This window comes from Anaerosporobacter sp. (genome assembly GCF_965301125.1).
In genome coordinates this window covers 1-10,742 of sequence record NZ_CBDLAM010000139.1, presented here as the reverse complement: position 1 = coordinate 10,742, position 10,742 = coordinate 1, and the positions used below count along the sequence as shown (strand labels likewise).

At 33.6% G+C, this 10,742-nt stretch carries 9 protein-coding genes, 1 pseudogene and 1 other annotated feature; of the genes and pseudogenes, 9 read left to right on the top strand and 1 reads right to left on the bottom strand.

Annotation, left to right across the window (positions count from 1 at the left end; translation table 11 throughout):
• The first annotated feature begins 145 nt into the window (after window positions 1-145).
• The 8 genes from hisZ to trpS all read left to right on the top strand — a co-directional run bounded on the left by hisZ (window position 146) and on the right by trpS (window position 8,950).
• Window positions 146-1,405, top strand: coding sequence for an ATP phosphoribosyltransferase regulatory subunit (gene hisZ, locus ACW2QF_RS14120; RefSeq protein ID WP_455716647.1), 1,260 nt, complete (start codon window positions 146-148; stop codon window positions 1,403-1,405).
• A 38-nt stretch (window positions 1,406-1,443) separates the two neighbouring features.
• A complete protein-coding gene (gene hisG / locus ACW2QF_RS14115) occupies window positions 1,444-2,082 on the top strand; it encodes an ATP phosphoribosyltransferase (RefSeq protein WP_455716646.1) in 639 nt (212 codons plus the stop codon).
• Window positions 2,083-2,196: 114 nt separating this feature from the next.
• Entirely contained in the window at window positions 2,197-3,486 is a 1,290-nt protein-coding gene (gene hisD, locus ACW2QF_RS14110) for a histidinol dehydrogenase (protein ID WP_455716645.1), read from the top strand.
• A gap of 74 nt (window positions 3,487-3,560) precedes the next feature.
• Window positions 3,561-4,148 (top strand): imidazoleglycerol-phosphate dehydratase HisB, encoded by a 588-nt coding sequence (gene hisB / locus ACW2QF_RS14105; RefSeq protein ID WP_455716649.1) that lies wholly within the window; start codon window positions 3,561-3,563, stop codon window positions 4,146-4,148.
• A 53-nt stretch (window positions 4,149-4,201) separates the two neighbouring features.
• Window positions 4,202-4,921, top strand: coding sequence for a 1-(5-phosphoribosyl)-5-[(5-phosphoribosylamino)methylideneamino]imidazole-4-carboxamide isomerase (gene hisA / locus ACW2QF_RS14100; RefSeq protein WP_455716648.1), 720 nt, complete (start codon window positions 4,202-4,204; stop codon window positions 4,919-4,921).
• A 30-nt stretch (window positions 4,922-4,951) separates the two neighbouring features.
• Window positions 4,952-6,214 carry a bifunctional phosphoribosyl-AMP cyclohydrolase/phosphoribosyl-ATP diphosphatase HisIE gene (hisIE, locus tag ACW2QF_RS14095; protein WP_455716644.1) on the top strand — a complete coding sequence of 421 codons (1,263 nt, stop codon included), beginning with the start codon at window positions 4,952-4,954 and terminating at the stop codon, window positions 6,212-6,214.
• Window positions 6,215-6,653: 439 nt separating this feature from the next.
• Window positions 6,654-7,541: a metallophosphoesterase gene (locus tag ACW2QF_RS14090; RefSeq protein WP_455716643.1), complete on the top strand. Its 888-nt coding sequence runs from the start codon at window positions 6,654-6,656 to the stop codon at window positions 7,539-7,541.
• A 70-nt stretch (window positions 7,542-7,611) separates the two neighbouring features.
• Window positions 7,612-7,826 (top strand) — a binding site (T-box leader).
• 35 nt (window positions 7,827-7,861) lie between these two features.
• Window positions 7,862-8,950 carry a tryptophan--tRNA ligase gene (gene trpS, locus ACW2QF_RS14085; protein ID WP_455716642.1) on the top strand — a complete coding sequence of 363 codons (1,089 nt, stop codon included), beginning with the start codon at window positions 7,862-7,864 and terminating at the stop codon, window positions 8,948-8,950.
• 86 nt (window positions 8,951-9,036) lie between these two features.
• On the opposite strand, the gene ACW2QF_RS14080 is transcribed toward trpS, so the two are convergent.
• On the bottom strand, window positions 9,037-10,044 hold the full coding sequence (locus ACW2QF_RS14080) for a LacI family DNA-binding transcriptional regulator (RefSeq protein WP_455716641.1): 1,008 nt from the start codon (window positions 10,042-10,044) through the stop codon (window positions 9,037-9,039).
• 213 nt (window positions 10,045-10,257) lie between these two features.
• Here ACW2QF_RS14080 and ACW2QF_RS14075 point away from each other — a divergent pair.
• A pseudogene (locus ACW2QF_RS14075) lies at window positions 10,258-10,742 on the top strand (extracellular solute-binding protein); the annotation flags it as partial.

Below are 10,742 nucleotides of genomic sequence, written 5' to 3'. Positions count from 1 at the left end.
AATATATTCATCACGTATAATAAACTAAGATTTAATTTAGTAGAGAATTACCACTTCAACGTGGTAAAGTATTATTGAAAAGTAACTCTATAGTTATGAGAAAAGAAGTAATGATTAAGAAATAGATTAGAAAGGTTGTTAGATTATGAGTGATAAATTATTACATACACCAGAAGGTGTTCGCGACATATATAATGGAGAATGTGAGAAGAAGTTAATTCTTCAAAATCGTATGCACGAGACTATGAAATTATATGGATTTAAAGATATTCAGACACCTTCCTTTGAATTTTTTGATATATTTAGCGAAGAAAGAGGAACGATTGCTTCGAATGAAATGTATAAGTTCTTTGATCGTGAAGGGAATACATTAGTGTTACGTCCTGATATGACACCAGCAATAGCAAGATGTATTGCTAAATATTATAGAGATGAGGATCTTCCGATTAGACTTTGTTATATGGGAAGTACTTTTATTAACAATAGTAGTTATCAAGGAAAATTAAAAGAAACAACACAACTTGGTGCTGAACTGATTAATGACTCATCGGTTGATGCAGATGCACAGATGATTGCTATGGCAATTGAATGCTTGAAAAAGGCCGGTTTAAAAGAATTACAATTAGAAATTGGTCATGTTGGCTTCTTTAATGGTATAGTTGAAGAAGCTGGCTTTAAAGAAAAAGAAATCGAGCAATTACGTGCTGCAATTGAAGATAAGAACTTATTTGGGGTTGAAGAACTAGTTTCAAGCAAATCCATAGCTCCAAATCTAAAAGAAGTGTTATTCAAACTTCCTGAGCTATTCGGTAATGAAGAGATTCTTGAATATGCAAAAAAGATGACACGTAATGAGAAAGCTCAAAAAGCAATTGCACGTCTTAAAGATGTATACGATATGTTGAACTTATTTGGTTTAGGTGATTATGTTACTTTTGACCTTGGAATGTTAAGTAAATATCATTATTACACAGGTGTTATTTTCCGGGGATATACGTATGGAACAGGGGCTGCTATTGTAACAGGTGGTCGTTATGATAAATTAGTTTGTCAATTCGGTAAGGACTGTGCTGCAATTGGCGTTGCTATTGTAGTAGATCAGTTAATGAATGCTTTATCAAGACAGAAGATTGAAGTAGAACTATTTGAGAATAATACATTGATTTTATACCGTGAAATATTCAGAAAATCTGCAATCACTTTGGCTGGATATTTTAGAAACCATGGTATGAATATTGAGATGTTAGCGGCAGATCCTTCCTATACGATCGATGATTACAAAGAATATGCAAAGCGTATTGGAACTGGTGGCATTTTGGTTATGGAAGACAGCGAAACAATTCAAGTAATCAATATGAAAGAAAATATAACCAATATAGTAAAGATGTCAGATTTGATTCATTAGGATGAGAAGAATAGATAAAAAGGAGTGGATTGGTTAGTATGAGATATTTAACATTTGCATTGCCTAAAGGTCGTTTGGCAATGAAAACATTATCCATTTTAGAGCAGATTGGTATTACTTGTGAAGAAATGAAGGATCCAGATTCAAGAAAATTAATTTTTGTTAACGAAGAATTAAAATTAAAGTTCTTTCTTGCTAAAGCAACCGATGTTCCTACTTATGTAGAATACGGCGCAGCAGACATTGGAGTTGTAGGAAAAGATACGATTATTGAAGAAAGTCGTAAATTATATGAAGTTATTGATTTGGGATTAGGAAAATGCCGAATGTGTGTAGCAGGCCCAGCATCTGCAAAAGATTTATTAAATCATGGTGAATTGATTCGTGTTGCTACTAAATATCCCAATATCGCTAAGGATTATTTCTATAATGTAAAACATCAGACAGTAGAAATCATCAAATTAAACGGTTCCATTGAGTTAGCACCTATTGTTGGATTATCAGAAGTAATTGTTGATATTGTAGAAACGGGCTCAACCCTTCGTGAAAATGGATTAGAAGTATTAGAAGAAATATGTCCGCTTTCTGCACGTATGGTTGTAAACCAGGTTAGTATGAAAATGGAACAAGAGAGAATTCAGAAGATAATAGCAGATTTAAAATCAGTTATTGGATAATAAATTATATCGAAAAATATACTAGGATTTTGTTAGTTTTCGTTGTAGAATATATTTATGGTATGTTTTATGACTAATTCCTAGTTTGCAGAGATGGATTGAAGGGAGAATTCTATGAGAATTGTAAAGATAGACGAACAGTCAAAGAATAATATACTAGAAAATTTACTACAAAGAAGCCCCAGTCAATATGAAGAATATTCTGAGAGCGTGAATGCTATTCTAAGTGATGTTAGAACGAAAAAGGATGAAGCTTTATTTGAATATACAAAACGTTTTGATGGATGTGAGTTAACTAAGGAAACCATTCGTGTTACAAAGGAAGAGATTGATGAAGCATATGATATCATTGATCCTACTTTATTGGACGTTATTCGTAAGGCAATTGTTAATGTACATAATTATCATGAAAAGCAAAAACAATACAGTTGGTTTGATTCCACACCAGAAGGAACAATTCTTGGACAAAAAGTTACACCACTTGAGAGTGTAGGGGTATATGTGCCAGGTGGAAAAGCAGCTTATCCATCTTCTGTATTGATGTGTGTAATTCCAGCTTTGGTAGCTGGAGTTGAACGTATTGTTATGGTTACACCACCAGGGAAAGATGGAAAAGTAAATCCAAATACCTTAGTTGCTGCAAAAGAAGCAGGTGTTACTGAAGTTTATAAAGTAGGTGGAGCACAAGCGATTGGAGCCCTTGCTTATGGTACGGAAAGTATTAAGAAGGTATGTAAGATTGTTGGACCTGGGAATATATATGTTGCTTTAGCTAAGAAGGCTGTGTTTGGATATGTTAGTATTGACTCTATTGCTGGACCAAGTGAAATCTTAGTGTTAGCTGACGAAACAGCAAATCCAAGATTTGTAGCAGCTGATTTGTTATCACAAGCAGAACATGATGAATTAGCCTCTGCGATTTTGGTAACTACAAGCAATGAACTTGCACAGAAAGTATCGGAAGAAGTAGATGCCTTTGTAAATGAATTATCTAGAAAAGAGATTATTCAAAAGTCGTTAGATAATTACGGCTATATCTTATTAACAGATACGATGGAAGAAGCAATAGAGGTAGCTAATGAAATTGCTTCTGAACATTTGGAAATCATTACAAAAGATCCATTTAACACTATGACTAAAATTCGTAATGCAGGCGCAATCTTCCTTGGAAGTTACAGCAGTGAACCTCTTGGAGATTATTTTGCAGGTCCTAATCATGTATTACCAACCAATGGTACTGCAAAGTTTTTCTCGCCTCTAAGCGTGGACGATTATATTAAGAAATCTAGTATTATCTCTTATTCAAGAGAAGCACTAGAACCAATACATAAGGATATTATTAAGTTTGCAACAGAAGAGCAATTAACAGCGCATGCTAATTCTATTGCTGTTCGCTTTGAATAGTAGGGGGTGAATGTACTTGTGTAGTGCATCCACTGAATTAGCTATTAAATAAATAGGAAAGGAAGATGTCGATGATAAGCAGAACATCGAAAATTAATCGTAAAACGAATGAGACAGATATTCAACTAGAACTTGACTTAGATGGATCTGGTATTACTAATATTGATACAGGTATTGGATTTTTTGATCATATGTTAAATAGCTTTGCAAGACATGGGTTCATAGATTTAAATCTTAGGGTTTCAGGAGATTTACATGTTGATGGACATCATACTGTAGAGGATACAGGTATTGTTCTTGGCCAAGCGATCAAAGAAGCAATCGGTGATAAAAAGGGAATTAAGCGTTATGGATCTGTTATTTTACCAATGGATGAGACGCTTATGCTATGTTCTCTAGACTTATCTGGTAGACCTTATTTTGTATATAATGTTGAATTAACTACTGAACGTATAGGATATCTTGATACTGAATTAGTGAAAGAATTTTTCTATGCAGTTTCTTATTCTGCGGGCATGAATTTACATATTAAGCAACTTGATGGAAGTAACAATCATCATATCGTTGAAGCAATTTTTAAGGCATTTGCTAAGGCATTAGATGAAGCGACAAAATATGATGAACGAATTACAGATGTTTTATCAACCAAGGGAGCACTATAGTAATAAATAATATCAGACAGAACAGTACACTCGACAAAACAAGGAGGAAAATGATGCAGTTATATCCAGCAATTGATATTAGAAACGGACAATGTGTAAGATTAAGACAGGGACTATTTCATGATCAATTAATTTATTCAAATTCACCTGTTAAAGTGGCAAAACAATGGGAGAATCAAGGGGCAACCTTTATTCATTTAGTTGACTTAGATGGAGCGTTACATGGACATGGTGTTAACGAAGATGTAATTAAAGAAATTACAAGTGCTGTATCTATTCCGGTTCAAGTTGGTGGTGGAATTCGTACAATCAAAGACATTGAAAATAAGATTCATCTTGGTGTGAATCGAGTTATTATTGGAACAAAAGCAGTTGAAAACCCTGCTTTTATTAAAGAAGCGATAAATATGTTTGGAGCAGATCGCATAGTTATTGGTATTGATGCTAAGAATGGTATGGTTGCCATTGAAGGTTGGGAAAAAGTAAGTAATTATAATGCTGTAACATTAGCACTGAATATGAAAGATCTTGGAGTAAAAACTATTGTCTATACCGATATTGCTAAAGATGGTATGTTACAAGGTCCAAACGTTGAATGTACCAAAGAGATGGTGGATGTTACTGGTTTGGATATCATCGCTTCTGGTGGTGTATCTTCACTAAAAGACTTAGAGTCAGTTAATCAAGTTCACGTACACGGAGCTATTATTGGTAAAGCTTTATATGAAAATCGTATTGATCTTGATGAAGCAATTCGCTTATTTGAAAAATAGGCAATCGTATTAAAAGTAGGAGGAATAAATATGGCGTGTAAGAAAGTTATTCCATATATGAATATAGAGAATGAAGTTGCAGCCAATGTTTTGACCGCAGCTGAAAAGTATGCAGCAAATGGTGCTGACGAATTATTTATCTTCGATTATTCTATGGATGAGTATTCGAGAGAAGAGTTGTTACGTGTGGCTAAGGATTTGGCAAAGACAGTTGACGTGCCATTTATCCTTGGTTTGTATGTGAAACGATTTGAAGATGTTAAGAAAGCGTTATATACTGGGGCTACTTATGTTATGTTAAAACATTCTTGTATCGAAGATTATGCAGTAGTAAAGGAAGCTACAGAGCGCTTTGGTAAGGATAAAATAATAATAGAAATCGATACTCTTAAACAATTCAGAGAACGAGGATATATTGACAAATTAATTGATTGTGGTGTATATGCGATTATGATAAAACACATAACAATGAATGGTGAACTGGCAAATGAGATTGTTAATTGCAAATTACCTGTTATGATTCGTGATAGTTTTACTAGAAACGATCTTGAAGATCTTATTAATGCTGAAAATGTTTTTGCAGTTTTAACAAATTATTTTGAGAATAAAGATATCATGAAAGCAAAATATTCTTTAAAAGAACAAGGGGTTGAAGTAAATACCTTTGAAAGTACAATTGCTTTTAGTGAATTGAAGCTTAATGCAGATGGCCTAATTCCAGTAATTGTACAAGATTATAAAACTAGTGAAGTTTTAATGCTAGCTTATATGAATGAAGAGGCATTCAATCATACAATTAAAACTGGAAGAATGACATATTATAGTAGAAGTCGTCAAGAACTATGGTGTAAAGGTGATACATCTGGTCATTATCAATATATGAAAGCCTTAGATCTTGATTGTGATAATGATACTATTTTAGCTAAGGTACATCAAGTGGGTGCAGCGTGCCATACAGGAAGTCGTTCTTGCTTCTATACACAGATGGTTAAGAGAGAGTATGATGAAACAAATCCACTAACAGTATTTTCGCAAGTTTATGATGTAATTATGGATCGTAAGCTACATCCGAAAGAAGGTTCTTATACGAATTATCTGTTTGATAAGGGAATTGATAAGATTCTTAAAAAATGTGGCGAGGAAGCAACAGAAATTGTTATTGCAGCTAAAAACCCTGATGCAGAAGAATTGAAGTATGAGATATCAGATTTCTTATATCATATGATGGTTCTAATGGTGGAATGTGGGCTTGATTGGAATGATGTTGTTAAAGAATTAGCTCATAGAAGATAGTTTTTCATTAAAATATGTATTAAATGATACGATTATAATAAAATATATTTGTATAATTCCTATCCATATTGTATAATCTAAATAGTATTACAAAGGATCACCAGTAAGGAGGCATTATTATGGTATTTTTAGGTCATTTATTAACTGCAACTATAAAATTTATTTTAATTGGAGTTGTAGCCCTAGGTGGAGTATTTTTAGGCAAATTCTTAAGGGACAAAAAGAGTAGCAGAGCCTAATTAAGAAAATTATAAACTTTAAGAACAGAGTGTGTAGATTTGCATTCTCTGTTCTTTTTTATTGTTTTATATATTACATCATATTGCTTGAGGTTCCATAAATACTAAAATATGAAGCTATTCAGAATTGATTTTAGAAATAAAGTATACACTATAAGTATCAATACTAAGAATAGAGTGATTGTTCAAGGAGCTACCATATGAAAACCGAAAAAAGACTAACACAAGCATATAGAAGTGCAAAAAAGTTAACAATAGATAACTCATCAAGATATATCTTTTTTAGCGATATTCATCGAGGTGATGATAGTATATCCGATGAGTTTGCTAGAAATCAAACATTAATGGTAAGCGCGTTACAGTATTATTACAAGAATGGTTATACCTATGTTGAAGTTGGTGATGGCGATGAACTATGGGAACATCCGAATTTCAAACACATTCGAACTGCGCATACCGATGTGTTTACCGTACTTAAGGAGTTTTATAAAGATAATCGTTTTATCATGATGTATGGAAATCATAATATTTATCTCAAAAATCGATATTTTGTTATGATGAACTATTATTTCTATTATAATGAATTTACTGAAAAAGAAGAAGAATTATTCGTTGGACTTAGACCGATTGAAGCATTAAGATTAAGATATAAGCCGACTAATCAGGAGATACTTGTTGTCCATGGTCATCAAGGAGATTTCTTTAATGATCAATGTTGGTTCTTATCTATGATTGCACTTCGCTATTTCTGGAAGTTTATGCATCTGGTTGGATTTCGTAATCCTGCAAGCCCTGCTAAGAATCAAACAAAACGACATAAAATAGAGAAAAACTATTCAAAATGGATAAAGAAGAATAAAGTAATGATGATTTGTGGGCATACGCATCGTCTAAAATTTCCTCGCAACGATCAAGTACCATACTTTAATACTGGGTGTTGTATTCATACAAAGGGAATCACAGGGATTGAGATTATAGATGGGAAGATAATGCTAGTACAGTGGAGAATTCAAGCTAACAGTGATGGGATATTGCGTGTTAAAAGTATGGTTGTTAAGAAAGCGTATATCAAAGATATTCATATTTAACTTTAATTACTACCCGTAGCAACTGAAATGGCTTGACAATTCCTAATAATTCTTTATACTAGAAAGTATGAGAAAACCGATGATTAAGAAGAGTAGGCAAATGGTAGAAATTACAGAGAGCTGTAGATGGTGAGAGTACAGTATTTTGAATTTGTTGAATGGGCTTATGAGGGCAACCTGAACTTAAAGTAGGCGTTGACGGAAATCCTAACCGTTATAATGGAAGCATATGATTGTATGTAAACAATGGTGGCTATATAAGATTATTTGACTCTTATCCTTTGTTGGATAAGAGTCTTTTTATTAGGAGGAAGTTAATTATGGAAAAGACGATTTTAACAGGAGATCGACCTACGGGGAAATTACATCTAGGTCATTATGTAGGTTCATTAAAGAGAAGAGTTGAATTACAGAATTCTGGTGAATACAAGGATATATTTATTATGATTGCCGATGCACAAGCATTAACGGATAATGCAGATAATCCAGAGAAGGTAAGACAAAACATTATTGAGGTTGCACTTGATTATATGTCGGTTGGATTAGATCCTACGAAATCAACGTTATTCATTCAATCTCAGATACCTGAATTATGTGAATTAGCATTTTACTATATGAATCTTGTTACTGTATCACGTTTGCAACGAAATCCTACAGTAAAATCTGAGATTCAGATGCGTAATTTTGAGGCAAGCATTCCTGTGGGATTCTTTACGTATCCAATCAGCCAAGCTTCGGATATTACAGCTTTTAAAGCAACAACTGTACCAGTCGGTGAAGATCAACTTCCTATGCTAGAACAGACAAAAGAAATTGTTCGTAAATTCAATTCTGTATACGGAGATACATTAATCGAGCCAGAAATTTTATTACCAGATAATCAAGCTTGCTTAAGATTACCAGGTACAGATGGGAAAGCTAAGATGAGTAAATCCTTGAATAATTGTATTTATTTATCGGATTCAGCTGAAGAAGTGCGTAAGAAAGTTATGAGTATGTATACAGATCCAGATCATATTCAAGTTTCAGACCCAGGTAAAATTGAAGGAAACTGCGTATTTACTTATCTTGATGCGTTCTGTAAGCCAGAGCATTTCGAGAAATATCTTCCAGATTATCCGAATCTTGATGAGTTGAAAGCACATTATCAACGTGGTGGTCTTGGAGATGTTAAAGTTAAGAAATTCCTATATGCAATATTAGAAGAAGAACTAGCTCCTATTCGCGAGAGAAGAAAAGAGTTAGAAAAGAGAATACCAGAAATCTATGATATTCTCAAAGAAGGTAGTAAGAAAGCAAGAGAAGTGGCTTCTAAGACATTAGATGATGTTAAGAGTGCAATGAAGATTAATTACTTTGATGATATTGAATTAATCAAAGAACAAAGTGAAAAATACAAAAATCAATAGATTACATTAATAAATAAAACAATCCTCTATACGTTTGTGGCAATATGATTTAAAAATCAATTGCTACTAAGAATAGAGGATTGTTTTTATGTTGTAAGTCCCTGATGTATTACAGGTATTGTTGTAAAACTTTGTACCAATAAAGAGGGATTCTCTAATTTCCTTATCATCATATTTCCGGCTTGAACACCCATATCATAAACATTGATGTCTACCACAGTTGGTTTTGGAACAATAATATTTGAATAAGGATATGCATCAAAGGTTAAGAATGCAATGTCATCTGGTAAGGAGAGACCTGATTGTTCAATGGCTTTCATTGATCCAACTGCAAGTGTATTATTCTCACAAACAATCCCGCGAGGTCGTTTTGGGGCATTCAGTATTTCCTTCGTGATAAGATAACCTTCTTCCGTAGTGGAATTACTATAGAATATTCGTTCATCAGGTACTTGATATCCGTATTGATACATAGTCCCTAGGAAACCTTTTTGTCTTTGAAAGGAAAGCTCATCGGTTTTTTGTCCGCCTATAAAAGAGATGGAAGTGTATCCATGTTCAATCATGTGTTGTGCAGCAAGATGCCCAGCCAAAGCATGATTGGTATCCACCCAACAGAGTCTACTTTCAAATCCAGGATGACCAATTATGATGTGAGGAAAATTCTGATTTACAATGGTTTCTGCAATTGTAGAATTGATAGCTGAACCATGTATTATGATTCCATCACATATCTTAGTTGATAGTAGTCGTGATACACTTTCACCTTTGACGGTATCTTTCGATATATCTTGTAATGTCATTGTATAGTCATATTTGGACAGTTCATTATACGCACCACACATAATATCAAACATATGAGGGTTGAGATATGCACTATCTTTTTCTAGGTATGTAAGAAAGACAATGTTTTTGGTGGATTTTCTAGCAAAACTGACAGCTCTAGCATTGGGAATATAATTTAGTTTCTCAATAGCTTGGTGTACTCGGGTTGCAGTTGCGGGTGAAATAGTAGTCCAGTTATTCAGTACTTTCGAAACGGTAGATGTGGACACCCCAGCTTCTTTTGCAACATCATTGATCGTCACAGGCATTCTTGATTCCTCCTTGATAAGAAAACGTTTTCCTAAATATGTACAAATCTAAGATTATAGTATAGCGTTTTCCTGACAAAGTCAACAGAAATATCTATACGTTAATTGACGTTTTACCTATAAAATGGTAAAACATAAGTAACAACAAGAACAGCTGATTTGTTGAAGTTTTAGAAACAAGGAAAATAGTTTCCTAAAATGGAGGGATAAGGTATGAGAAAAAGAAGAAGTTTTGCTTTATGTTTAACAGTAATTCTATTAGTAGGATCTTTAGTTGCGTGTGGTTCTAAGAAGTCAAACAATAATACTGCAGACAAAACAAAAGAAACATCGAGTGAAGTAAACACAGAAGAAACAGAACAGCCAGAGAATACAGAACCAGTTTCGATTACAGTTTGGCATGATGGAAATGAAGCTATCATGCAAACGATTCAGGATTATGTGAATGATAAACTGAAGGACGATAAAATCACAGTAACATTCGAAAAGAAAACTGGATTAACAGACCAATTAAAATTATATGGTAATGATGACAAAAATGGGCCTGATATGTATTTCTATGCACATGATTCATTAGGAATGTTTGCAGAGATGGGAATTCTTTCACCAATAACAGATGTATTGGATTCAGCCTCTATGGGTGATTTGCTACCAATGACTGTGGAAGCTTCTACATATAAGGATACACAGTATATGCT

Excerpts from the sequence above, each read along its gene's own strand:
- hisIE (WP_455716644.1), top strand. The coding sequence starts at position 4,952 with ATGGCGTGTAAGAAAGTTATTCCATATATGAATATAGAGAATGAAGTT.
- trpS (WP_455716642.1), top strand. The coding sequence starts at position 7,862 with ATGGAAAAGACGATTTTAACAGGAGATCGACCTACGGGGAAATTACAT.
- ACW2QF_RS14090 (WP_455716643.1), top strand. The coding sequence starts at position 6,654 with ATGAAAACCGAAAAAAGACTAACACAAGCATATAGAAGTGCAAAAAAG.
- hisZ (WP_455716647.1), top strand. The coding sequence starts at position 146 with ATGAGTGATAAATTATTACATACACCAGAAGGTGTTCGCGACATATAT.
- hisD (WP_455716645.1), top strand. The coding sequence starts at position 2,197 with ATGAGAATTGTAAAGATAGACGAACAGTCAAAGAATAATATACTAGAA.
- ACW2QF_RS14080 (WP_455716641.1), bottom strand. The coding sequence starts at position 10,044 with ATGCCTGTGACGATCAATGATGTTGCAAAAGAAGCTGGGGTGTCCACA.
- hisG (WP_455716646.1), top strand. The coding sequence starts at position 1,444 with ATGAGATATTTAACATTTGCATTGCCTAAAGGTCGTTTGGCAATGAAA.
- hisA (WP_455716648.1), top strand. The coding sequence starts at position 4,202 with ATGCAGTTATATCCAGCAATTGATATTAGAAACGGACAATGTGTAAGA.